General features: G+C 49.7%; 21 protein-coding genes and 1 tRNA gene. 20 read left to right on the top strand and 2 right to left on the bottom strand.

Translation table 11 applies throughout. The features are described 5' to 3' along the window. The first annotated feature begins 7 nt into the window (after positions 1 to 7). The 12 genes from hprK (at position 8) to whiA (ending at position 14,454) form a co-directional block, all read left to right on the top strand. Entirely contained in the window at positions 8 to 967 is a 960-nt protein-coding gene (gene hprK / locus FC20_RS00495; protein WP_008461679.1) for an HPr(Ser) kinase/phosphatase, read from the top strand. Continuing rightward, the gene (gene lgt / locus FC20_RS00490) at positions 967 to 1,800 is read left to right on the top strand and encodes a prolipoprotein diacylglyceryl transferase (RefSeq protein ID WP_008461681.1); all 834 of its coding nucleotides are present in this window, start codon (positions 967 to 969) and stop codon (positions 1,798 to 1,800) included. Before hprK ends, lgt begins: the two co-directional genes overlap by 1 nt. A gap of 6 nt (positions 1,801 to 1,806) precedes the next feature. Next, positions 1,807 to 2,823, top strand: coding sequence for an NAD(P)H-dependent glycerol-3-phosphate dehydrogenase (locus tag FC20_RS00485; protein ID WP_008461682.1), 1,017 nt, complete (start codon positions 1,807 to 1,809; stop codon positions 2,821 to 2,823). A 72-nt stretch (positions 2,824 to 2,895) separates the two neighbouring features. Next, positions 2,896 to 3,828 carry a thioredoxin-disulfide reductase gene (gene trxB, locus FC20_RS00480; protein ID WP_008461684.1) on the top strand — a complete coding sequence of 311 codons (933 nt, stop codon included), beginning with the start codon at positions 2,896 to 2,898 and terminating at the stop codon, positions 3,826 to 3,828. Between the two features lie 145 nt (positions 3,829 to 3,973). After that, positions 3,974 to 6,022, top strand: coding sequence for an excinuclease ABC subunit UvrB (uvrB, locus tag FC20_RS00475; RefSeq protein ID WP_008461686.1), 2,049 nt, complete (start codon positions 3,974 to 3,976; stop codon positions 6,020 to 6,022). Beyond that, complete coding sequence (gene uvrA, locus FC20_RS00470; RefSeq protein ID WP_008461688.1) at positions 6,012 to 8,894, top strand: excinuclease ABC subunit UvrA; 2,883 nt, start codon at positions 6,012 to 6,014, stop codon at positions 8,892 to 8,894. The genes uvrB and uvrA overlap by 11 nt, the downstream gene beginning before the upstream one ends. 105 nt (positions 8,895 to 8,999) lie before the next feature. Continuing rightward, positions 9,000 to 9,542, top strand: a complete 543-nt coding sequence (locus FC20_RS00465) for an HdeD family acid-resistance protein (protein ID WP_008461690.1) — start codon at positions 9,000 to 9,002, stop codon at positions 9,540 to 9,542. A 112-nt stretch (positions 9,543 to 9,654) separates the two neighbouring features. Next, entirely contained in the window at positions 9,655 to 10,458 is an 804-nt protein-coding gene (locus FC20_RS00460) for a M55 family metallopeptidase (protein ID WP_056945274.1), read from the top strand. A gap of 20 nt (positions 10,459 to 10,478) precedes the next feature. Next, positions 10,479 to 11,540, top strand: a complete 1,062-nt coding sequence (locus tag FC20_RS00455; RefSeq protein WP_008461697.1) for a DmpA family aminopeptidase — start codon at positions 10,479 to 10,481, stop codon at positions 11,538 to 11,540. A gap of 73 nt (positions 11,541 to 11,613) precedes the next feature. Beyond that, on the top strand, positions 11,614 to 12,492 hold the full coding sequence (gene rapZ / locus FC20_RS00450) for an RNase adapter RapZ (RefSeq protein WP_035172933.1): 879 nt from the start codon (positions 11,614 to 11,616) through the stop codon (positions 12,490 to 12,492). An 8-nt stretch (positions 12,493 to 12,500) separates the two neighbouring features. Beyond that, entirely contained in the window at positions 12,501 to 13,514 is a 1,014-nt protein-coding gene (locus FC20_RS00445) for a gluconeogenesis factor YvcK family protein (protein ID WP_056945273.1), read from the top strand. A 7-nt stretch (positions 13,515 to 13,521) separates the two neighbouring features. Continuing rightward, a complete protein-coding gene (whiA, locus tag FC20_RS00440; RefSeq protein ID WP_008461709.1) occupies positions 13,522 to 14,454 on the top strand; it encodes a DNA-binding protein WhiA in 933 nt (310 codons plus the stop codon). Between the two features lie 63 nt (positions 14,455 to 14,517). Here whiA and FC20_RS00435 read toward each other — a convergent pair whose 3' ends face one another. Further along, positions 14,518 to 15,102 carry an ATP-dependent Clp protease proteolytic subunit gene (locus tag FC20_RS00435; RefSeq protein ID WP_008461710.1) on the bottom strand — a complete coding sequence of 195 codons (585 nt, stop codon included), beginning with the start codon at positions 15,100 to 15,102 and terminating at the stop codon, positions 14,518 to 14,520. A gap of 228 nt (positions 15,103 to 15,330) precedes the next feature. On the opposite strand from FC20_RS00435, the gene FC20_RS00430 reads away from it, so the two are divergent. From FC20_RS00430 to FC20_RS00415, 4 genes are all read left to right on the top strand, one after another. Further along, on the top strand, positions 15,331 to 16,839 hold the full coding sequence (locus tag FC20_RS00430) for an SH3-like domain-containing protein (RefSeq protein WP_008461712.1): 1,509 nt from the start codon (positions 15,331 to 15,333) through the stop codon (positions 16,837 to 16,839). A 375-nt stretch (positions 16,840 to 17,214) separates the two neighbouring features. Then, positions 17,215 to 18,195, top strand: a complete 981-nt coding sequence (gene trpX, locus FC20_RS00425; protein WP_008461714.1) for a tryptophan ABC transporter substrate-binding protein — start codon at positions 17,215 to 17,217, stop codon at positions 18,193 to 18,195. After that, positions 18,192 to 19,088 carry an ABC transporter permease gene (locus FC20_RS00420; protein WP_008461715.1) on the top strand — a complete coding sequence of 299 codons (897 nt, stop codon included), beginning with the start codon at positions 18,192 to 18,194 and terminating at the stop codon, positions 19,086 to 19,088. The genes trpX and FC20_RS00420 overlap by 4 nt, the downstream gene beginning before the upstream one ends. A gap of 10 nt (positions 19,089 to 19,098) precedes the next feature. Beyond that, on the top strand, positions 19,099 to 19,866 hold the full coding sequence (locus FC20_RS00415; protein WP_008461717.1) for an ABC transporter ATP-binding protein: 768 nt from the start codon (positions 19,099 to 19,101) through the stop codon (positions 19,864 to 19,866). Between the two features lie 67 nt (positions 19,867 to 19,933). Here the strand turns inward: FC20_RS00415 and FC20_RS00410 are convergent. Continuing rightward, positions 19,934 to 20,005 (bottom strand) — tRNA-Arg (locus FC20_RS00410). 294 nt (positions 20,006 to 20,299) lie between these two features. Between FC20_RS00410 and FC20_RS00405 the strand changes: the two genes are divergently transcribed. The 4 genes from FC20_RS00405 to tpiA all read left to right on the top strand — a co-directional run bounded on the left by FC20_RS00405 (position 20,300) and on the right by tpiA (position 24,484). Next, a complete protein-coding gene (locus tag FC20_RS00405; protein WP_009557344.1) occupies positions 20,300 to 21,343 on the top strand; it encodes a sugar-binding domain-containing protein in 1,044 nt (347 codons plus the stop codon). A 37-nt stretch (positions 21,344 to 21,380) separates the two neighbouring features. Next, on the top strand, positions 21,381 to 22,397 hold the full coding sequence (gap, locus tag FC20_RS00400) for a type I glyceraldehyde-3-phosphate dehydrogenase (RefSeq protein WP_008461720.1): 1,017 nt from the start codon (positions 21,381 to 21,383) through the stop codon (positions 22,395 to 22,397). A gap of 98 nt (positions 22,398 to 22,495) precedes the next feature. Next, positions 22,496 to 23,707 (top strand): phosphoglycerate kinase, encoded by a 1,212-nt coding sequence (locus FC20_RS00395; RefSeq protein ID WP_008461722.1) that lies wholly within the window; start codon positions 22,496 to 22,498, stop codon positions 23,705 to 23,707. Positions 23,708 to 23,725: 18 nt separating this feature from the next. Beyond that, the gene (gene tpiA, locus FC20_RS00390; RefSeq protein ID WP_008461724.1) at positions 23,726 to 24,484 is read left to right on the top strand and encodes a triose-phosphate isomerase; all 759 of its coding nucleotides are present in this window, start codon (positions 23,726 to 23,728) and stop codon (positions 24,482 to 24,484) included. Positions 24,485 to 24,896: the final 412 nt, after the last annotated feature.

Below are 24,896 nucleotides of genomic sequence, written 5' to 3'. Positions count from 1 at the left end.
AGAAAAAATGAGCAACGCAGTTAAATTAGCTGATTTTTTGCAAGACAATGCGAATATCCGCGTCTTGCAGGGCGAAGAATATGTATCCCAAAAGAAGATCAAGGTTTCCGATATTTACCGGCCAGGGCTAGAATTATCAGGATATTTTGACTTCTACCCCGTCGACCGGGTTCAACTCTTGGGCCGGACGGAAATTTCTTACGCAGCGCGCCTAGACAGCGATATGCGCAAGCGGGTATTTGATAAGATTTGTGAACCAGAAACGCCATGTGTCTTGATTTCACGCAACCTGCCGGTGCCAAAAGAATTAAAAGCGGCAGCGGCTGAAAGTAAGACGCCAATCTTGATTTCTAACGATGCTACTACCTACCTGATGAGCATGATCAACCAGTACCTAGCCGCTAAGCTGGCTAAGCGCGTCAGCGTTCACGGAGTTTTGGTAGAAGTCTTCGGGATGGGGGTCCTTTTGACCGGCGAATCCGGCGTCGGCAAGTCAGAAACGGCTCTTGCCTTAGTCCAGCACGGCCACCGCTTGATCGCGGACGACCGGGTGGACGTTTACCAAAGAGATCACGAAACGGTGGTTGGCGAAAGCCCAAAGATCTTGAAGCACCTGATGGAAATTCGCGGCATTGGGATCATTGACGTCTTGAAGCTGTTTGGGATCGGGGCCATCAAGGACGAAACGGAAATTTCCTTGGTTATCAACCTGACCAACTGGGACTCTAAGGCCAACTACGACCGCCTAGGCTTTCAGGAAAATACTCGGATCATTTGCGGGATTGCCGTTCCGCAAGTCACCATCCCTGTCAAGGTCGGCCGGAACATGGAAAATATCGTTGAAGTAGCCGTCATGAACTTCCGGGCCAAGGCCATGGGCTTTGATGCGGCAAAGACTTTTGACGAAAACCTGACCAGCCTGATCGCTGAAAATACTGAAGAAGAAAAAGAGGGGGACAAGGATTAGTGAATTTAGCACTGAACCCAATTGCTTTTAGTTTTGGACCCTTTCACGTCCGCTGGTACGGGATTATCATCGCCGCCGGGATCTTGTTGGCGACCTACATGGCCATCAAGGAAGGGCAAAGGCGGCAGATCATGAGCGATGACTTCATCGACCTGCTTTTGTGGGGCGTGCCGCTCGGCTTTATCGGGGCCAGAATCTACTACGTGATTTTTGAATGGGGCTATTTCTCCCAGCACCCCAGTGAAATCATCGCCATCTGGAACGGGGGGATCGCCATTTATGGCGGCCTCATTACCGGGGCGATCGTCTTGTTTGTCTTTTGCTACAAGCGGATGCTGCCGCCCTTCTTGATGCTGGACGTGGTGGCGCCAGGCGTTATGGCGGCTCAGATCTTGGGCCGCTGGGGCAACTTCATGAACCAAGAAGCTCACGGGAGCCAAACGACTCTGGCCTTTTTACAAAGCCTGCACCTGCCCAAGTTCATCATCGACCAGATGTACATTAACGGCCACTACTACCAGCCAACTTTTTTATATGAATCCTTCTTCAACTTGATCGGCTTGATCCTGATCTTGTCCTTGCGGCACAAAAAGTACCTCTTTAAGCAGGGAGAAGTCTTCATGTTTTATCTGGGTTGGTATGCGGTCGTGCGCTTTTTTGTCGAAGGGATGCGGACGGACAGCCTCTATATCTTTGGCGCAATCCGCGTCTCCCAAGCCTTGAGCCTAGTTTTGTTTGTGGCGGTCATTATTTTATTTGTCTACCGGCGTGTAAAAGTCAAGCCAAAGTGGTATCTTGATGGTAGCGGTTTAAAATATCCATACGAAAGGTAAACACTTATGACGAAAATTTCCGTTTTAGGGGCCGGTTCCTGGGGGACCGCCTTGGCTTCAATGCTGGCTGACAATGGCTGCGAGGTAGCCCTATATGGTCACCGGCAAAGCGTAGTTGACGAGATCAACACTCATCACACAAATGCCCACTATTTAAAAGATTGGCGGGCCAATGAAAAAGTGGTGGCTAGTCTAGATTTATCCTGGGTGCTAAAGGACACCGACGTAATCCTGTTTGTTGTCCCAACTTCTGCCATTCGCTCTGTGGCCAAACTAGTTAAACAGGAGCTAGACAAAAGCGGCGAGCAGCCGCTCTTGGTCAGTGCTACCAAGGGGATTGAGCCAGGGAGCAAAAAGCTGGTGACCCAGATTTTTAAAGATGAAATCTATCCAGACCAAATGGACAAGATGGTTGTCTTGTCGGGTCCTAGCCATGCGGAAAATTTAGCCCAAAAGGACCTGACGGCCATTACCCTGGCTTCCACCAGTTTGGACAATGCGGCCAAACTGCAGCGGATTTTTTCTAACGATTACGTTCGTTTTTATACTAGCAATGACCCAATTGGGGTGCAGGTTGGCGGAGCGGTGAAAAACGTCATCGCCATTGCCGCCGGGATCTTGGCGGGTTTAGGCTACGGCGACAACGCTAAAGCGGCCCTGATGACCCGGGGGCTAGCCGAAGTGACCCGGTTAGGGATTGCCTTTGGCGGGGCGCCGTGGACTTTTTCCGGCTTGTCCGGCATCGGCGACTTGATCGTTACCTGTACCTCGGTTAACTCTCGAAACTGGCGCTGCGGCTACCAGCTGGGGCAGGGGCAAAAACTGGAAGATGTCTTGGCCAATATGGGCCAGGTCGTTGAAGGGGTAACGACCGTTAAGGCGGTTCGCGAGATCTGCGACAAGTATTCTTTAGACATGCCAATTTCAGCAGCGATTTACAACGTTTTGTTTGAAGGCTCTGATGTCAAAGACGAAATCAAGCTGATGATGAGCCGGGAAATGGGGCCAGAAATCCGAATTTAAGCAAGTGGCTTGCTTTTTCTCAAAAATCAGGTATGATATTGCTTATAAAAAGTAAGCAAAAGGAGGCCGCTTATGGCTAAAGAAGTTGACGTTGTAATTATTGGTGCCGGTCCTGCCGGCATGGCCGCTGCAGTTTACGCGGCCCGGGCTAATCTGAAGACTGTTTTGCTTGACCGCGGCATTTATGGCGGGCAAATGAACAACACGGCTGGGATTGACAACTACCCAGGCTTTGTGGAAATTCAGGGGCCAGAACTCGGTGAAAAGATGTACCAAACGGTGCAAAATGCCGGTGCCAGCTATGAATACGGCGACGTACAAGCCATCAAGCTTGATGGCAAGTATAAGCATGTCATTACCGACAGTGAAGAGTACGTGGCACCAGCCGTGATCATTACGACCGGGGCTGAGCACAAGCACTTGGGCGTAACTGGCGAAGATGAATATTCAGGGCATGGGGTTTCCTACTGCGCGGTCTGCGACGCTGCTTTCTTTAGAGATGAGGACGTGGCTGTCATCGGCGGGGGCGACTCTGCTGTGCAAGAAGGGCTTTACCTGACCCGGTCAGCCAAGACCGTGACCATCATTCACCGCCGGGACCAACTGCGGGCCAAGCCAGAACTGCAGGAGAAGGCTTTTGCCAACGACAAGATCAACTTTGTCTGGAACGCTCAAACCGAAGAAATCGTCGGTGAAGACGGCAAGGTGACTGGGGTTCGCTACAAGGACAAGGTAACCGGTGAAGAAAAGGTCTTGCCAGCTAAGGGCGTCTTCATCTACGTTGGCCTTTTGCCAGTAACTAACGCAGTTAAGGACCTGGGCATCTTGGATGAAAACGGCTGGATTCCAACCGATGAAAACATGCACACCAAGCAAGAAGGGATCTTTGCGGCCGGCGACGTGCGGCCAAAGGACCTCCGCCAAGTTTCAACGGCGGTTGGCGAAGGCAGTACTGCGGGCCAAGAAGCCTACAACTACCTGCAAAGCCAGGGTTTATTGAAGTAAAAAGAGAATAGTTTAGAAAAGATCACCAGTAGGTGGTCTTTTTTTAGTACTTTTTTATAAGCAGATTATTGTTAGAATGTACGTTCGAAGTGGTAGAATAGAGAGACTGAATTAGTGTTAAATACTGCGTTAGGAGGAAAAGCGCGTGATTAAGCGGCAAGACAACAACCATTTTGACCTGGTTTCCCCATACCAGCCAGCCGGCGACCAGGGCCAGGCTATCGACCAGTTGGTCGCTAACTTTAAGGCTGGCACGAAAGAGCAGATCTTAAAAGGGGCCACGGGGACCGGGAAGACCTATACCATGGCCAATGTGATTGCCAAGATGAACAAGCCAACCTTGGTCATCACCCACAACAAGACCTTGGTTGGGCAGCTGTATAACGAGTTCAAAGACTTTTTCCCGAATAATGCCGTGGAATACTTTGTCTCTTACTATGACTACTACCAGCCAGAAGCTTACGTGCCTTCATCAGACACCTATATTGAAAAAGACGCTTCCATCAACGACGAAATCGACCAGCTGCGGCACGCGGCTACCAGTGCCTTGATGTCCAGAAACGACGTCATCGTTGTAGCCTCCGTATCTTGCATCTACGGCTTGGGTTCGCCTAAGGAGTACGCAGCCAGCGTTTTGAACGTCTATGTGGGCCAAGAATACGAAAGAAATACCTTACTTAGAGATCTAGTTAACATCCAATATGACCGCAACGACATCGACTTTCAGCGGGGCCGCTTCCGGGTCCACGGAGACATTGTAGAAGTCTTCCCAGCCGGCTATTCAGACCGGGCCTACCGGATCGAATTTTTCGGGGATGAAATCGACCGGATCGTGGAGATTGATCCCTTAACCGGGGAAATCCGGGGCGAAAGAGAGAGCGTGTCCTTGTTTCCAGCCACCCACTTCATGACCAACCAGGACCAGCTGGACGGCGCCATCAAGCGGATCAAGCAGGAAATGGCTGACCAGGTGAAAAAGTTTGAGAGTGAGGGCAAGCTGCTGGAAGCCGAAAGAATCAAGCAGCGGACCACTTATGACATGGAAATGATGGAAGAAGTCGGCTACACCAACGGGATCGAAAACTATTCCCGGCAGCTGGAAAACCGGAAGGCTGGCGAACCGCCATACACCCTTTTAGACTTCTTCCCAGAAGACTCACTCTTCTTGATCGACGAATCCCACGCCACCATGCCAGAAATCCGTGCCATGTACAACGGTGACCGCAACCGCAAGCAGACTTTGATCGATTACGGTTTCCGCCTGCCATCCGCTTTGGACAACCGGCCATTGAAACTGGAAGAATTTGAGCAGCACGTCAACGACATCATCTATGTGTCTGCCACGCCAGGCGACTATGAATTAAACCGGACCAGCAAGATCGTGGAACAGGTGATTCGGCCGACTGGGCTTTTGGATCCCAAAATTGAGGTTCGTCCAATCGAAGGGCAGATCGATGACCTGGTTGGGGAAATCAACTTGCGGATTGAGCGCAATGAGCGGGTCTTTGTGACCACCTTGACCAAGAAGATGGCGGAAGACTTGACCGACTACTTGAAAGACCTCGGCATCAAGGTCAGGTATCTGCACTCAGACATCAAGACCTTAGAGCGGATGCAGATCATTCGGGACTTGCGCCTTGGCAAGTTTGACGTTTTGATTGGGATCAACCTGCTTAGAGAAGGGATCGACGTGCCAGAAGTGTCTTTAGTAGCCATTTTGGATGCCGACAAGGAAGGCTTCCTGCGGGCTTACCGGCCATTAGTGCAAACCATGGGCCGGGCAGCCAGAAATGCCAACGGTGAAGTTATCATGTACGCTGACCACATCACCGACTCCATGAAGGCCGCTATCGATGAAACGACCCGCCGCCGGGCCATCCAGATGAAGTTTAACGAAGAGCACGGCGTCGTGCCGAAGACCATCATTAAGCCAATTCGGGACGTGATCAGCGTGGTCAAGGGCGACAAGGACCAGCTGGCCGAAGATGAAAAGAGCTTTGCGGACCTCAACTTTGACGAATTGACCGTCAAGCAAAAGCAGCAAATGATCGCCAACTTAAGAGAGCAGATGGAGGCTGCTGCCAAGAAGCTGGACTTTGAATCAGCTGCCAACCTCCGCGACGCAATCATTGAACTAGAAGGCTCAGTCAGAAAGCCGCAGACGAAGAAAGGCAAGAATTTCAATGGCAGATAGAAAAATCGTGATTAAGGGTGCCCGCGAGCATAACTTGAAAAATATCGACGTGACCATTCCCAAGGACCAGCTGGTCGTGATTACTGGCTTGTCAGGGTCAGGCAAGAGTTCTCTAGCCTTTGACACCCTTTATGCCGAAGGGCGCAGACGTTATGTAGAATCCCTGTCCAGCTATGCGCGGCAATTTTTGGGCCAAATGGACAAGGCAGACGTTGACTCTATTGATGGCTTAAATCCAGCTATTTCCATCGATCAAAAGACCACTTCTCATAACCCCCGCTCAACCGTGGGGACGGTCACAGAAATTAACGACTACTTGCGTTTGCTCTGGGCTAGAGTAGGCCACCCGATTTGCCCAAACGACGGGACCCTGATCCAGCGGCAGTCAGTTGACCAGATGGTAGAGCGGATTCTGTCTTTGCCGGAAAGGTCTAAGCTGCAGGTCCTGTCGCCGGTGATCCGGGCCAAGCGGGGCGAGCACAAGGAAGTTTTTGCCAGAATCAAGCGGGCCGGCTATGTCCGGGTGATTGTGGATGGTGAAATGCACGATATCAGCGAAGACATTCAACTGGAGAAGAACAAGCGCCACGATATCGAAATCGTCGTTGACCGCTTAGTCAATAAAGACGGCATTCGCTCTCGCCTTTTTGACTCAGTTGAAGCAGCCCTGCGCTTGTCAGAAGGCTACATGGACGTTGACGTAATTGGCGACCAGAAGATCAGCTTTTCTGAATACTACGCTTGTCCGCTTTGCGGCTTTACGGTGGGGGAAATGGAGCCGCGGCTCTTCTCCTTCAACGCGCCATTTGGGGCCTGCCCAGCCTGCGATGGCTTGGGGATGAAGCTGACGGTTGACCCAGACCTGGTCATTCCAGATAAAGATAAGAGCTTGGCAGAAGGGGCTTTGGCGCCGTGGGCCAACTCCAAGTACTACACGGGGATGCTGGAACAAGCCTGCGCTGCCTTGAAGATTCCGATGGATAAGCCTTTTAAAAAGCTGACCAAGCGGCAAAAAGACTTGGTTTTGTACGGGTCCGGCGACAAGGAAATCGCCTTCCACTTAGAAGGCGATTTCGGAGTTACCGACACCAAGCGGCCTTATGAAGGGGTCATGAACAATGTTGAGCGCCGCTACAACAAGCCAATGTCCAAGTTTATGCAGGAATCCATGTCCAAGTACTTAACGGAACTGCCATGCGAGGTCTGCCGCGGCAAGCGCTTGAACGAAAAGGCTCTGGCCGTACAGTTTAATGGCAAAAACATTGCCGACGCCAGTGACCAACCGATCAGCGATGCCTTGAACTTTTTCCAAGGGGCCAAGCTGTCTGAACAAGAAACTGCGATTGCCAAGCCAATCTTAAAAGAAGTTTGCGACCGCTTGACCTTCTTGGTCAGCGTGGGCCTGGACTACTTGACCCTGTCTCGGTCAGCTGGGACCTTGTCAGGGGGCGAGGCCCAAAGAATTCGGTTGGCAACCCAGATTGGGTCTAACCTGTCTGGAGTCATGTATGTTTTGGACGAACCATCCATTGGTCTTCACCAAAGAGACAACGACCGGTTAATTGCATCTTTAAAGAAGATGCGGGACCTCGGCAACTCCTTGATCGTGGTTGAACACGATGATGAAACCATGAAGGCGGCTGACTACCTGATCGATATGGGGCCAGGTGCCGGGGAATTCGGCGGCGAGGTCATGGCGGCCGGGACTCCAGAAGAGGTGATGGCCAATCCCAACTCCTTGACCGGCCAATACCTTAGAGGCGACAAGTTTATTCCTGTGCCGCTAACTAGACGCAAGGGAAACGGCAAGAAGATTACCGTGACTGGGGCCAAGGAAAACAACTTGAAAGACTTGACGGTTGATTTCCCGCTCGGCAAGTTAACAGTAGTTACCGGGGTGTCGGGCTCTGGCAAGTCCACCCTGGTCAACCAGATCTTAAAACGGGCTTTGGCGCAAAAATTGAATCATAACTCCCAAAAGCCGGGCAAGTATGACAGGATCACTGGCTGGAAGAACATTGAAAAAATCATTGATATTGACCAAAGCCCAATCGGCAGAACGCCGCGGAGCAACCCGGCTACTTATACCAGCGTCTTTGACGACATCCGGACCCTGTTTGCCCAAACCAACGAGGCTAAGATGCGGGGCTACACCAAGGCCAGATTCTCCTTTAACGTTAAGGGCGGGCGCTGTGAAACCTGCCACGGCGAAGGGATCCTCAAGATTGAAATGAACTTCCTGCCAGACGTTTACGTCCCTTGTGAAGTCTGCCATGGCCAGCGCTACAATTCTGAAACCCTGGAAGTTACTTACCGGGAAAAGAACATTGCCCAAGTTTTGGACATGACGGTTAGTGAAGCAACTGACTTTTTCAAGAACATCCCGAAGATCCACCGCAAATTGCAAACCATCGTGGACGTGGGCTTAGGCTATGTGAAACTGGGCCAGCCTGCCACGACTCTGTCCGGTGGGGAAGCCCAAAGAATGAAGCTGGCTAGTGAACTCCAAAAATTGTCGACTGGCAAGAACTTCTACATCTTGGACGAACCAACCACGGGTCTGCATACCGACGACATCAAGCGCCTGATTGGCGTTTTGGACCGACTGGTGGACCAGGGCAACACGGTCTTGGTGATTGAACACAACCTAGACGTAATCAAGACGGCTGACTGGCTGATCGACCTGGGCCCAGAAGGGGGCGAGCGGGGCGGCCAGTTAGTTTGCCAAGGAACGCCTGAAGATGTGGCTGCTTGCCCAGACTCTTGGACGGGCAAGTACCTAAAGCCGGTTTTAGATCGGGACGTCAAGCTGACCAAACAGGCGATGGCCAAAATGGAAAAAGAAGAACAAGTCGAGAAAGAAGCAAAATAAATTTTCTTATGGGAAACTAACCCTTTTCCATGAAGTATTGTAAAATGAAAGCGGAAGGCAATGTAACGATCTTAGATTTTCATTAATTTGAAAGGACTGATTTTTATGTTTGATTCCAACTACAACACTAGACGCAACTTTGACTGGGGCGTCTTTATCGGCGGTGTGGTTTCCGTAATTCTGAGCATCTACCTCTTTGCCCACCCGGGCAAGGGCTTGAAAGGCTTGGTCATCATCTTGGCCGTTTTAGCCATCATGCAGGGGATTGCCTGGATCTCCATGTTCGCCGCATTCCACGGATTTTTTGGCCCATCTTGGACGACCCTCTTATCGGGGATTTTTGACATCCTAATTGGGGTTTTCTTCTTGTGGAACAACCGGATTGGGGCTTACACGATTGCGATTTTCGTGGCCCTCTGGTTCATTGTTGACTCAATCATTGGGATTGTCTTCTCTTGGCACCTGCGCTTCTTCCAAACAGGCTGGTACTTCTTCTTTAACCTGCTCTTGAATATCTTGGGCCTGGTTTTGGGGATCATGCTCTTGTTTAGGCCGGAAATCGCAGGGCTGAGCACAATTTACTTAATTGCTATCTACCTCATGATCTTCGGGGTCAATGAAATTGCCCTGGCCTTCATGCACCGGTAATAGCTAGCTGCTGAGATTTAACCTAAGGTTAAAGACTCAGCAGCTTTTTTTAATGCTAAAATTTAAGGTAATAGGAAAAGCAAGTATTTTTTTATTTTCATGAGGCAGAAAAATGGCAAAAAAGATTTACATTAGTACCGACCTAGAAGGCTGCAGCGGCGTGACCTCTTGGCCGGAAACTCACTACGGGGAAAAAGGCTATGACTTGGCTGTGGCCGAAATGACCCGAGAAACGATTGCGGCGATTGAGGCCTGTCAGGCAGCTGGCTATGAAGTGACGGTCAAAGATGGCCACGAAGACGGGATGAACCTGGACCCAGCCACCCTGCCGAGTGGGATTGAGCTGATCCGGGGGTGGGACTCGTCACCGGCTGAAATGATGGCCGGAATCGATGACAGCTACGACTTTGCCATCCATATCGGCTACCACTCACCGGCTGGTTCAAGTGAAACGCCGCTTGACCACACGGTGGAGCATGGCTGGTATTCCTGGGTGAAACTGAACGGAGAATTAGCATCAGAATATTCCTTCAACTACCTCTGCGCCGCTGACTGCGGAGTGCCGTCCATCTTCTTGTCAGGGGATGCCGGGATGTGCAAACGCGCCGAACTAATCAGCCCCGGCATCGTGACCTTTGCGACCAAGAAGGGCGTAGGCAGCGCCACTTGGAACAAGCACCCTGAAGATGTCTATGATGGGATCAAAAAGGGGATCAAACGCGCCTTGCTGAAGCCAGCCAAGCTAGGGCCCTTGCCAGAGAGCTATACAGTGGAATTCTGCTTTGCCAGTGCTGGCCGGGCTCGTGCGGCTGCTTTTTACCCAGGCGCTGAAGCCGTGGACGAGCGGATCGTCCGTTACCAGACGGATCGCATTCAAGACTTGCTGGTTGCCAAGATGTTTATGACCGAGATCTAAAAAGGGGGGCTATAGACAAAATGGGCTTAAAAGGAGAACTAGACCTGCCCCGCCGCTACCAGGTCGGGGTCAAGAACAAGATTACCGATGTGCCGGGTGTCAAGGTGGGCCAGGTAACTTTGAAAAAGGGGGACATTAACACCGGCGTGACCGCCATTATTCCAGCCGAGCATCTTTTTAAAGAAAAATTGCTGGCTAGTGGCCAGGTTATCAACGGCTTCGGCAAGACGACTGGCTTGGTCCAAGTTGCTGAATTGGGAACACTAGAGACGCCAATTTTGATGACCAACACCTTGGCGGTGGGGACCTGCTGGACGGCCTTGACCCGGTACATGCTGGACCGTAATCCCGAGATTGGGCTGACCACCGGCACGGTCAACCCGGTGGTCATGGAGTGCAATGACGGCGACTTAAACGCGATCCGGCAAATGGCGGTCACGGAGAAAGACGCTCTAGAGGCCTTGGCGATTGCGGAGAAGGGCAAGGATTTTTCTGAGGGCAATTACGGGGCCGGGACCGGGATGCGCTGCTTAGGCTTTAAGGGCGGCATTGGTTCAGCTTCACGGCAAGTGCCTTACCAAGGGAAAAAGTACCAGATTGGGGCTCTGGTTTGCACCAACTTTGGGGCCTTTGGCCGCCTGCGGGCTGGCAACCGCCTCTTAGGTGAAGAATTAAGAGAAAACGTCTTAGCCTGGGCCAAGCGAGAGGGCAACCAGCTCTATGACCGCTACCAAAAAGACCAGGGTTCAATCGTGATGGTGCTTGCCACCGACCTGCCCCTGTCCAGCCGGCAGCTGGGCCGCTTGGCTAGACGTAGCGCGGTAGGCCTTGGGCGGACCGGCTCTTACATCGGCGACGGGTCCGGCGACATCGCCCTGGCTTTTTCCACGGCGCAAAAGGTCAGCCATGATGCTAAAAGCATACAGACTTTTGCCTTCATGCCCGACAGCCAACTGGATCCCGTTTTTGAAGCTGGGATTGAGACGATTGAGGAGTCCGTCCTTAGCGCCTTGGCCCATGCCGAGACCCTGACCGGTTTTCAAGGACGAACGGTATACGGTTTAAGAGATTTTTTAAAGTAAAATTCTTGCGAGAAGATGAAACACCCGGTATGATAGAATTTAATGACTTAAAAAGGTGGTACAAATGACAAGCATGGGCGAAAAAAATAAAAAACAACTGTTGATCCTGACGGGGATGAGCGGCGCCGGCAAGACGGTCGCTGCCCACTCCCTGGAAGACATCGGCTACTTTGTCGTGGACAACCTGCCGCCAGAGCTCTTGGTCAACCTTTGGGATTTGATGAACAACTCAGAAGACTTTGAAAAAGTTGCCGTGGTCATCGACCTCAGAGTCAAGTCCTTTTACAAGGACCTGATCAGTGAGATCAACTCCTTAGAGGACAATGGCGACACCCAGGCGACGGTTGTCTTCCTGGATGCCTCAGATGACACCCTGGTGGCCCGCTACAAGGAAACCCGCCGCTTGCCACCTTTGGGGCAAAATGGGCGCCTTTTGGACGGGATCAAGGAGGAGCGGCAATATCTAGCCCGCGTCAAGAACCGGGCCAACTACATCATCGATACCTCCAAGATGAAGCCTAAGGAACTGAAGGAAAAGCTGCAAAAGAAGTTTGGTGAAAGCTCCAAGCCCAGCTTTGGCATTGAAGTCATGTCCTTTGGCTTTAAGTACGGGATGCCAATCGATGCCGACATCGTCATGGACGTGCGCTTTTTGCCAAATCCTTTTTACATTCCAGAGCTGCGGCCTTTTACCGGCCTTGACAAGCGGGTCTTCAACTACGTGATGGACAAGCCCGAGACCAAGGTTTTCTACCAAAAATTACTGGACTTATTGTTAACGGCGATCCCTGGCTACATCGCTGAAGGCAAGGAAAAGTTGACCATTGCCATTGGCTGCACGGGCGGCCAGCACCGGTCAGTCTCCATTGCCCAGCAGCTGGCCCGGGACCTTTCTGAAAAGTATCCTGTGGACATTACGCACAGAGAAATCAGCCGTTATCTCAGAAAGTAGGAAACAGAATGTTTAGTGAAAACAAGATTATTCGGGTCATTAAGAGAAGAAGACCCCGGGTCGTGGTGATCGGCGGGGGTACGGGCTTGCCGGTCATTTTAAAGGCCTTAAAAAAGCAGGATGCCGAAATTACGGCGATCGTTACCGTGTCAGATGACGGCGGCTCTTCCGGCGTCATCCGCAACTATATCAACGTGGTGCCGCCTGGTGATATCCGGAACGTCTTGGTGTCTTTAAGCGAACTGCCAGACGATGAGAAGAAGATTTTTCAATACCGCTTTGATTCAAAAGACGCCTTCTTCTCCGGCCACGCTATCGGCAACTTGATCATTGCGGCCTTGAGTGAAATGCAGGGCAACATTTTTGACGCGGTGCAGACCCTGTCGGCCATGATGAAGGTGGATGGCCACGTTTACCCATCAGCTAACGAGCCCTTGACCCTAAATGCCGAATTCATGGATGGGTCAAAGGCCAAGGGTGAAGTTGAAATCACCAGCCAGCACAAGCAGATCAAGCGGGTCTGGGTGACGGCTGACGATACGCCAAAGGCGCCTGACGCCGTGATCGATGCTATCATGGGTGCCGACGCGATCGTGCTTGGGCCAGGGTCGCTCTTTACCTCCATCTTGCCCAACTTGATGATCCCGAATGTGGGCGAAGCCATGCGCCAGACCAAGGCCGAAACTATCTATGTCTGCAACATCATGACCCAGGCCGGGGAAACCGTTGGCTTGACCGATGCTGACCACGTCCGGATCATCAACCAGCACCTGGGCGGCAACTATATCGATACGGCCTTGATCAACGGGGCCAAGATCGACATGACCAAGTTCCACCCAGAAGACTATGACGAATACCTGATGCCAGTTAAAAATGACTTTGAGGGCTTGAAGGCCCAAGACTGCCGGGTGATCATGGATGACTTTACCGACCAGCGAAACGGGCTGGTCTTCCATGACGGGGACAAGGTTGCTAATGAAATCATTGACTTGGCCCTGCAGGAAATGTTTAAGAGAAAGTAGGAAATAAATGGCTAGTTATGCCAGTGACGTAAAAAAAGAACTAACTTCAATTGAGGTTCACCCTGAACATGCCAAGGCAGAACTAGCCGCTTTTTTGCGAATGAACGCGGTTTTGAGCCGGCATGCTGGCCAGATGAGTCTGGACATCGTGACGGAAAATCCGGCAATCGCCCGGCGGATTTTTTCCCTGATTAAGACGGCTTACGGCTTTGAGCCCCAGCTGATCGTGACCCGGAAGATGAAGCTGAAAAAGAACCACCAATACCTGGTTCGGGTCGCCCAGCAGGTGCCAGAAATCATGGAAGACTTGCAGATTTATTCACCGGAAAAAGGCTTTATTACCGGGATCCCAGACAAGATCAAGCACTCTGAGCAGCGATCCATGTCATACCTGCGCGGGGCCTTTTTGGCCAGCGGCTCCGTCAATAACCCCGAAACCAGCCGCTACCACCTGGAAATCTACTGCACCTACTCCAACCACTGCGAGGATCTGCAGGAGATCATGAACAAGTACTTTGACCTAAACGCCAAGGTAACGGCCAGAAGAAGCGGCAGCATCGTCTACTTGAAAGAAGCCGAAAAGATCGGCGACTTTTTGCACGTGGTGGGCGCGGTCAACGCCATGCTGGCCTTTGAAGACCTGCGGATCATGCGGGACATGCGGAATTCCGTCAATCGCTTGGTTAATTGCGATACGGCTAACCTGCGCAAGACTGCTAGCGCTGCCGCCAAGCAGGTCGAAGACATCGAATTGATCGATGAAAAGCAAGGACTGGATTCCTTGCCAGAAAAATTGGCTAGTCTGGCCCGTTTCCGTCTTCAGCACCCGGAATTGTCCCTGAAGGAACTGGCCCAGCAAGTGCCAGATGGGCCCATTTCCAAGTCCGGGGTCAACCACCGCTTGAAGAAATTGCACGAGATTGCGGACAACTTGCGGTAAATAACAATTGTATACAAAAAGACCAGATACTTTGTATCTGGTCTTTTGTTTGTAACTATCAAATTACTTGTTTTGGTTAACCATGATGTCGTCGATCAAGCCGTAGTCCTTGGCTTCTTGAGCAGTCATGTAGTGGTCGCGTTCAGTGTCGCGCTTGATGGTTTCGATGTCTTGGCCAGAGTCCTTAGCCAAGAGTTCGTTGATCATCTTTCTGGTCTTCAAGATTTCTTCAGCCGCAATTTGGATTTCGGTTGCTTGCCCTTGAGCCCCGCCCAAAGGTTGGTGAATCAAGACCGTAGCGTGTGGCAAGGCAAAACGTTTGCCCTTTTCGCCTTCAGCCAAGATGATGGAGGCCATAGAAGCGGCCATCCCAGTAGCAATGGTGGAAACTGGGGACTTGATGAAGTTCATGGTGTCCACGATTGCCATCCCGGAAGTGATCACGCCACCTGGGGAGTTGATGTACATGTAAATGTCTTTAGTGTTGTCTTGCGCATCAAGGAAAAGCAATTGAGCGATGATGGAGTTGGCCATTTGGTCGTTAACTTCACCGCTGAGCATGATGATGCGGTCCTTTAATAATCTTGAGTAAATGTCGTATGCGCGTTCACCGCGAGCGGTTTGTTCAATAACAGTAGGTACTAACATAAGATCCTCCTAATGAATTTAATTAGCACTCATTTGAATACAGTGCTAATTAAAACACTCCTAGGCGCGTCTGTCAAACTTGGAGTCTTATTTTTAGGATTTATTTTTGAATTTCTTTTTGGTGCTATAATTAAATTGATACGGCAAGGAATTCTTGTTGCTATGTGTAAATCGATTGTTTATTTAGCCTTTTGTTTTGATTGCAAAAGGAAGAAGGAGAAAAGCTCAATGGAAAAAGGGAAGAAAAGCCTGTTGCTTTTAGCTGCAGCTGGTGCTGCTTTAGCAGTCAGCCAACCAGCCCAAGCCCAAGCAGCCGTCACGACCAAAATGCCTAATGGCAAGACCATGAATATCTATAGTAAGGTGTCAGCCAAGGGCCCATCCAAGAAGGTCAGCTCAACCAAGTACTTCAAGACCAGCAAGATCCAAGTGTCTGCTAGCAAAAAGACCAAGAAGGGCTACTATGACTACATGTACGCTAACGGCCGGCCAGTCGGCTGGGTTAAAGAAAGCTGGTTTCTCAAGAACAAGATCTCAGCTGCTGGCAACGTCTACCTGGTTAAGGGCGACAACAGTTTTGACAAGCGGGATGCTTTAAACTATGCGGTAGACAGCCGCGGTAATGTGATTAACCCTAATAGCGTTCAAGCTAGAGTTAGCGGCGATAAGCTGACTTATTCCTACGGTAAGATCAAGAAGACGGTTAAGCTCCACCATGTCAGCAACCCTAACTCTGGCATCCACCCAGGAGTGTCCACGCAAAAGGGGCCAAAGGAAGTTGCAAGTACCCGGTCACACTCAGGTTCTTCTGCCAAGTGGAACACTAGAAACCACTACGGTGTAGAAACCAGCTCTAACTCCTGGACTAGCGGCGGCTTGACCTTGAGAACCAACTTGTGGGAACCAAGAAACCTGAGTCTAGAAGGCAATGGCTTCCAGCAAGTGGGGCCAGTCATGGAAGGCTTGGCCGTTAACGGCGGCTGGGCTTACAGTTCCTGGTATGCCAGTGCCGGTGCGACCGATGTTGCCAACCCCAAGGGCAACATTGTCGCCTTCAACCTGTCCAAGATCAACAAGTACAAGGCCCAATACCTGTCACCAAGAAACTACTTGTATAATCACCTTAGCTTTAAGACCTTTGAAAAATACTCCCAAAACCTGAAGGTCAGCCCATACATCAAGCTAGGGCACGGCCAATCTCTGGGTGCCAGCGGCAAGTACATCTACGTCTTGGCTAACCGCAACAAGCTGCCAGGTGGGCAAAGCAATGGCTTTTACTCAGAAGAAATTCTGCAATTAAACAAGAGCAACCTGCAACTGAACAAGATCTGGTCTATCAAGGTGGACGTTGGGACCTCTGCACGCTATTTCCACAATGCGGCCTTTGCCGGCGATGGTACCATGTATGGCCTCTTCCATAATGGCGGATCTCACAGCTACGAATACTGGAAGCTGAACCTGGTTGGCAATACCTGGAAGGTAACCAAGGTAACTGGGACCTCTGGCAACTTTGTTAAGCAAAATTCTGGTGCTTCTCCAGTTCAAGGGCTGGCCTACGGCAATGGCCACTTCTACGTAGCCTTCAACAACCTGCTCTTCAAGGTTCAAGAAAACGGCAAGTACGAAAAGACCTGGAAACATACTACCAACCGGGAAATCGAAGGCTTGTCCGTTTCTGGCAGCAAGCTCTACGTCCAACTGGCACAGCGGGGCGAAATTTTGTCAGGCAAATGGTAAAAGACTCTTGACAAAGGAGAGATTTACCAGTATCCTTAAAGAAAAATTATAAATAATGACGAGGTAAAAACGATGACTTTTGTAGCAAATGTAAAGGAATGGTGGCAATTCAAGTAGGATTGATCGCAAGTAGCGATTCAATCCAGTTTGGCTTGAGTTGCTATCTGAATTTGCTGAAAGTTATCGTAAGTCCGGATAGTACATAAACTATCCGGACTTTTTATTTTTCACAAAGGGTCCGCCAGGGCCCTTTTTCTTTTTGCTATTTATAGTTTTTATTTTTATTTTCTTTTTGTTTTTGATCTTGATTGCGCAATTTTTGATCATGAAGAAACATTATTTGAACCAGATTGAATGAGGTAAAAGAGGTAACAGATGAAAAAAGTGGGATTAGCCTTTTTGGCAATTTACTTATTTTTAGCGGCAGCCTTCTTTATAGAAGTTAAGCCTGCGAAGACTGAAGCTAAGACCTACCGTGTGGGGGTCTTAACCTTGATGCGGCACCCGGCCCTAGACCAAATCTACCGGGGTTATACAGACGAATTAAAAAAGTCAGGGATGAAAATCAAGATCGCCTTTTTAAACGCTAACAATGACCAAAGCAATTTAAAGACCATGAGTGAAAAATTGGTCAACAGCTCAGACCAGGTCCTGTTTGGCATCACCACCCCGTCTAGTCAGGCGCTGGCTAACGCCACCAAGACCAAACCGATCGTTTTAGGGGCCGTTACCGACCCACAGGGGGCAGGTCTGGTCAAAAGCGCCACTCATCCTGGCAAAAATATCACCGGGGTTTCTGACCAAGCGCCGATCAAGCAGCAATTAAAATTGGTCAAGCGCTTTGTGCCAAAATTGAAAAAATTGGGCATCATTTACACGTCAAGTGACAGCTCGGCAGTAGCCGGCTACAAGCAGATTGTTAAAGACTGTCAGCAAATGGGGATCAGCTACCAGGCATATTCCATTTCTAACAGCAACGACTTAAACCAGGTCTCCCAGCAGATGCTGACTAAGGTCGATGCTGTGATCGTCCCAACCGACAACACCATCGCCGGCGCCATGCGGACCCTGGTCAAAAATGCCAATGCTGCCCAAAAGCCGGTCTTTCCGGCAGCCGGCAGCATGGTTAAGGATGGCGGCGTCGCCACTTACGGGGTTGACCAGTATGAACTGGGCCAAATCGGGGCCAAGATGACCATCCAGATCTTAAAAGGGAAAAAGCCGGGCAACATGGCCATTCGCTACGTGACCCACGGCACACCATACTTGAACTTGAAAGAAGTCAAGAAACTAGGCTTAAAGGTTCCAGCTAGCTTTTTAGCTGAAGCAAAGAAGAAGGGAGAAATTTACAAATGAACTTAATCGTCTCAGCAATTGGTCAGGGCTTTTTATGGGGCGTCTTGGGGCTAGCTCTTTATATCAGCTTCCGGATCATGAACACGACCGACATGACGGTGGAAGGGACCTTTCCTTTAGGCGCCGCCATCGCCGTCAGCCTGATCGTCAAGGGGGTCAACCCCTTGCTGGCCAGCCTCGCAGCCTTCTTTGGGGGTGCATTAGCCGGACTAGTTACGTCATTTTTAATCACCAAGGGCAAGATTCCGAGCCTCTTAGCCGGGATTTTGACCATGACCGGCCTTTACTCGGTCAACTTGAGGATCCTGGGCAAGTCCAACGTTTCCCTGCTGGGACAGAAGACGATTTTTTCAGCAAAAATCTTCCGCTCCTTGCCCCAGTACTTCGACAGCGTCTTTTTAGGCACCATCATCATGGTGGTCGTGACGGCGATCGTGATCTACATCTTGATGACCGACTTTGGCCAGGCCTTTATCGCCAATGGCGACAACCCCCAAATGGCCAAGGCCATGGGGATCAAGCCGGGCGTCATGACGGCAACCGGGCTCATGCTGTCAAACGGCTTAGTCGCCCTGTGCGGGGCGGTTGTTGCCCAAAACAATGGCTATGCCGACATCAGCATGGGGACGGGGACTATTGTCATTGCCCTGGCTTCCATTATTATCAGTGAAGTCCTCTTTAGAAGCCTGGATTTGGCTAGCCGGCTATTTGCGGTTACCCTAGGTTCTATCATTTACCGTCTGCTCCTTTTAGCAGTTTTGCAAATTGGCCTGTCTTCAGACAACCTGAACCTGATTTCAGCGATTGTTTTGGCTATCTGCATGATGCTGCCACAGGTGGAAGGCAAGCTGCACTTAAAGAAAACCGTTGTGAGAAGCTTAAAGGAAGCGTAGGGTGAGAAGAATGACCAATAAGGAAAGTCTTTTAGAGTTAAAAAACGTAGAGATGGTGGTTAACCAGGGTACTGCCGATGAGCGAAAGATCTTGCGGCAGATCAACTTGGAAATTAAAGAGGGCGACTTCATCTGCCTGCTTGGCGGCAATGGTGCTGGGAAAAGTACCCTGCTCAATGTCCTAGCTGGCCAAATTAAGCCCAGTCAAGGGGAGATTTTTTACCAAGGGAAAAATATCGTCCAGGAAAGTGAAGTGAAGAGGAGCAGCTATATCGCTCGGGTCTTTCAGGATCCCAAGCTGGGAACGGCGCCCCGGATGACTGTGGCCGAAAACCTGCTCTTAGCCGCTAAAAGAGGGGAGAGAAGATCCTTCCGCCTCCGCCGACTAAAAGACCATGAAGCAGAATTCAAAAAGGAACTCGCCAAGGTTAATCCGGACCTGCCAGAAAAAATGAATGTGGCGGTCGACCAGCTGTCTGGTGGACAAAGACAGGCCCTCAGTTTCTTAATGGCTACTTATAAAAAGCCGAAACTCTTGCTCTTAGATGAACATACGGCAGCCCTTGACCCGAAGTCGAGCAAGAAACTCATGGAAGCAACCAATGACCGCATTCAAAATCAGCACTTGACGGCGGTGATGATTACTCACCGGATGGAAGATGCCTTAAAATATGGCAACCGGCTGATCGTGTTAGACCATGGCCAAGTAGTCAAGGACTACCAAGGCAAGGCCAAAGACGCCTTAACCCTGCAGGATCTAGCGGCCTTCTTTGATTAAGAGCTTTTAGAAAATAGTAAATAGAGAAACAAAAAAGCTACTGCATTTGCAGTAGCTTTTCTCATGATGGACCCCCTGGGAGTCGAACCCAGATTTCAAGAACCGGAATCTCGCGTGCGATCCATTACACTAAGGGTCCCAATCACAGTTATTAATTATAGCAGAGTTCAGCAAAATGGGAAGAGTAAAAAGGGAAAAAAGTGCAAAAAAGAGTCGAAATGTTTTAAAAAAGTCAAAAAAATGCAAAGGTTAGTTAAATCCTTCCCAATCTCGAATAAAAAACTTGCATACTTGGTCAATTCTGCTATACTAAAAGTGTCGAGAGAGAAATGGAGATTAAGCGAAGTCTTGTTTCTCTTATATTTTTAAGCAACGTGGGACAGTAAACGACAATAGCATGGTCGGAAGATGTCCCACTAGAAGGATGGTTACTTTGAACACGGACTTTTCCCTGCTCGAGCTGCTTGTTCCTGATGCTTTAAAGATCTTTCGGCAAAGATATCTCATCCTAGAGCAGATCGGCCTGCACGGTCCGGTCGGCCGGCGGATGGTGGCTAAGCAGCTTGGCCTAAGTGAGCGGACGACGCGCACGGAAACCGACTACTTGCGCGACCATGGCTTGATCGAAATCAAGAATTTCGGCATGTTCTTAACCGAAAAGGGTGAGAGTGTTGTAAAAGACGCAGCACCAATTGTTGATCGACTTTTTAATGCGAGCCAGGCAGAAGTTAAGCTGGCTCAGGTCTTAGGAATCGATCGAACGATTATCGTAGCTGGGGATGCTGATCTGCAAAGCCGGGTTTATGACCTGGCCGGTGAAGAGCTGAATTCAGCCTTGAACCTGCTCTTGCCGCTAGCTGATTGCATTGTCACCGTGATGGGTGGCAAGACGATTGCTAGACTAGCAAAGAAGCTTAGTCCAAGCTTGAGTGAAAACCGGACCTTGCGCTTTGTCCCCGGCAGAGGGGCCTTGGGCGGCCGGGTTAACACGGAAAGCAACGCGGTTGTCCAGGAAATGGCCCGGGCAACCAGGGGCAGCTACGAATCGCTCTTTTTACCAGAGCACGTTTCTAAAGAAGCTTATCGCTCCTTGATCCGTGATCCGGAAATCAGCGGGGTTCTGCAAGATATCTCTCAAAGCGACGTGGTGATCCACGGCATCGGCTTAGCCGGTGAGATGGCTAGGCGCAGGGGCTATGACGCCGTTGACCTAGCAAGACTGAGAGAGAACAAAGCCGTCACCGAATGTTTTGGATGTTTCTTCGATGAAGAAGGCAATGTTGTCGAACGCATCAGACAGGTTGGATTGCAGTTCGAGAATTTAACGAACGTCCCGCATATTATCGCCATCGCACTGGGCCTGAGAAAGGCCAAGGCCATCAAGGCATATATGCGCAACGCACCTCATCAGACCTGGTTAATTACGGATGAGGCTGCCGCAAATCAGATTTTAAACGGGAATTCCCGCTTAAAATAAAATGTTGTTTATAGTTCTTAAGGAGGACTTTTCGAATATGACAGTTAAGATTGGTATTAACGGTTTTGGCCGTATTGGTCGTTTGGCATTCCGTCGTATCATGGACTTGGGTGAAGAAACCAAGGACATCGAAGTTGTTGCTATCAACGACTTGACTACTCCAGCTATGTTGGCTCACCTGTTGAAGTATGACTCAACTCACGGCACTTTCGACCACGAAGTTTCAGCTACTGAAGACTCACTGGTTGTAGACGGCAAGAAGTACCGCGTATACGCTGAACCACAAGCTCAAAACATTCCTTGGGTTAAGAACGACGGCGTTGACTTCGTTCTTGAATGTACTGGTTTCTACACTAGCAAGGCTAAGTCACAAGCCCACCTTGACGCTGGTGCAAAGCGTGTCTTGATCTCAGCTCCAGCCGGCAACGACTTGAAGACTATCGTTTACTCAGTAAACCAAGACACTTTGACTGCTGACGACAAGATCGTTTCAGCTGGTTCATGCACTACCAACTCACTTGCTCCAATGGCTAACGCTTTGAACAAGGAATTTGGTATCGAAGTTGGTACTATGACTACTATCCACGCTTACACTGCTACTCAAAAGGTATTGGATGGTCCTGACAGAGGTAACAACTTCCGCAACGCTCGTGCCGCTGCTGAAAACATCATTCCTCACTCAACTGGTGCTGCTAAGGCTATCGGCCTTGTATTGCCAGAATTGAACGGTAAGCTTGACGGCCACGCACAACGTGTTCCAGTTAAGGACGGTTCAGAAACTGAACTTGTAACTATCTTGGACAAGAAGGTAACTGCTGAAGAAGTTAACGCAGCTATGAAGAAGTACGAAAGCCCATCATTTGCTTACAACGCAGACCAAATCGTTTCTACTGACGTATTGGGCATGACTGCTGGTTCAATCTTTGACCCAACTCAAACCCAAGTTATCACTGCAGGTGACAAGCAACTTGTTAAGACTGTTGCTTGGTACGACAACGAATACTCATTCACTTGCCAAATGGTACGTACTTTGTTGCACTTTGCTACTCTTTAATTTAAAGTTCTCTAAATTTAATTAGTAGTATGAAAGAAGGCGGAGGGAAAATTCTTCCTTCCGCCTTTTTTCGATGAAGAATCGAGGAGATTATTTCAATGGCTAAATTGATTGTTTCTGACGTAGACGTTAAGGACAAGAAGGTTTTGGTTCGCGTTGACTTCAACGTGCCAATCAAGGATGGCGTGATCGGCGACGACAACCGTATCGTTGCTGCTTTGCCAACCATCAAGTACATCATCGAACACGGCGGCAAGGCTATCTTGCTTTCCCACCTTGGCCGGATCAAGTCTGAAGAAGACAAGAAGAGCTTGAGCTTGGCACCAGTTGCTAAGCGCCTTGGCGAATTGTTGGAAAAGCCTGTAACTTTCGTACCTTCAAACGAAGGCAAGGAAGTTGAAGATGCGATCAACAACATGAAGGACGGCGACGTTGTTGTCCTTGAAAACACTCGTTTCCAAGACGTTGGCAACGACTTCGGCAAGCGTGAATCCAAGAACGACCCAACTTTGGGCGAATACTGGGCTTCACTTGGCGATGTCTTTGTAAACGACGCCTTCGGTACTGCTCACAGAAGCCACGCTTCAAACGTTGGTATTGCTACGGCCATGAAGGCTGCTGGCAAGCCTGCAGCTGCTGGTTTCTTGCTTGAAAAGGAAATCAAGTTCTTGGGCGAAGCTGTTGCCAACCCAGTTCACCCATTCGTAACTATCTTGGGCGGTGCTAAGGTTTCTGACAAGATCGGCGTTATCACCAACTTGATTCCAAAGGCTGACCACATCATCATCGGTGGTGGTATGGCTTACACCTTCCTCAAGGCTCAAGGCCACAAGATCGGTAAGTCCCTTGTTGAAGAAGACAAGGTTGAATTTGCCAAGGAACTTCTTGAAAAGGCTGGCGACAAGCTGGTATTGCCAGTTGACACTGTTGCTGCAACTGAATTCAAGAACGACGCTCCTTCAGAAGTTGTTGGCCAAGACATTCCTGACAACGAAATGGGCTTGGACATCGGTCCTAAGTCAGTAAAACTCTTCAAGAAGACTCTTGAAGGTGCTAAGACTGTTGTTTGGAACGGGCCAATGGGCGTGTTCGAAATGCCAAACTTCGCCAAGGGTACCTTGGAAGTTGGTCGTGCTTTAGCAGACCTTAAGGACGCAACTACGATCGTTGGTGGTGGTGACTCAACTGCCGCTGCTAAGCAATTGGGCATCGCTCCTAAGTTGACTCACATCTCAACTGGTGGTGGCGCTTCTCTTGAATACCTTGAAGGTAAGGAATTGCCAGGTATCGCCTGCGTTTCAGACAAGTAATTAGGAGGAATTAGTTAAATGTCACGTACCCCAATTATTGCTGGTAACTGGAAGTTGAACATGAACCCAAAGGAAACTGTTGAGTTCGTAAACGCTGTTAAGGACCAATTGCCAGACTCATCAAAGGTTGAATCACTTATTTGTGCCCCAGCTGTTGACCTTGACGCCTTGCTCAAGGCTGCTGAAGGCTCAAACCTGCACGTTGGTGCAGAAAACTGCTACTGGGAAAACTCCGGTGCCTTCACTGGTGAAAACTCTCCAGCAGTTTTGAAGGAAATGGGCGTTCAATACGTAATCATCGGTCACTCAGAACGTCGTGGCTACTTCCACGAAACTGATGAAGACATCAACAAGAAGGCAAAGGCAATCTTTGCTAACGGCATGACTCCAATTCTTTGCTGCGGTGAATCACTGGAAACCCGTGAAGCCGGCAAGGAAAATGAATGGGTTGTCAGCCAAATCAAGGCTGGTCTTGAAGGCTTGACTAGTGAACAAGTTTCCAAGCTGGTTATTGCCTACGAACCAATCTGGGCAATCGGCACTGGCAAGACTGCTTCAAGTGACCAAGCTGAAGAAATGTGCAAGACTATCCGTGAAACTGTTAAGGACTTGTACAACGAAGAAACTGCTGAAAACGTACGTATCCAATACGGTGGCTCAGTAAAGCCAGCCAACGTTAAGGAACTGATGGCTAAGCCAGACATCGACGGTGGCTTGGTTGGTGGTGCTTCACTTAAGCCAGACTCATACTTGGCATTGGTTAACTACCAAGACTAATTTTTAACTGTCATATCAAAAAGGCTCTCCCTCAATGGGAGGCCTTTTTCTGTTGCCTAAAAAATTGGTGAGAAAAAACTAAAAAAGTTTGTCAAAAATAGTTGACACCGCTTACAATAGTGGTATGATTAAGGTGTAAAGAAAAAGTGTTAAAAGATTCAAGTAATCGAGTATTTTAGGAGGACACTCCACCAGAAGGATAAGTTTAATTTCGCAGAGCATGACTAGATTAGGCTCGGGAAAGGAATGAGACCACCATAAAATGCAAGAGACAATTGAAGATCGAAGAAGTTCCTGAAGGATAAGCGCGAGATGCGGATTAGCCTTTAGGAACTTTTGGTTTGTCCTGATAGTTTTAGCAGTTGCTAAAAGTTGGGCTTTCTGGTCATTTACGGTAAGATGGAGTTATTAG

This window comes from Lactobacillus equicursoris DSM 19284 = JCM 14600 = CIP 110162 (assembly GCF_001434815.1).
Taxonomy (GTDB): domain Bacteria; phylum Bacillota; class Bacilli; order Lactobacillales; family Lactobacillaceae; genus Lactobacillus; species Lactobacillus equicursoris.
Note: the sequence above shows the minus strand (reverse complement) of the source record. Positions and strands in the feature narration are given on the sequence as shown.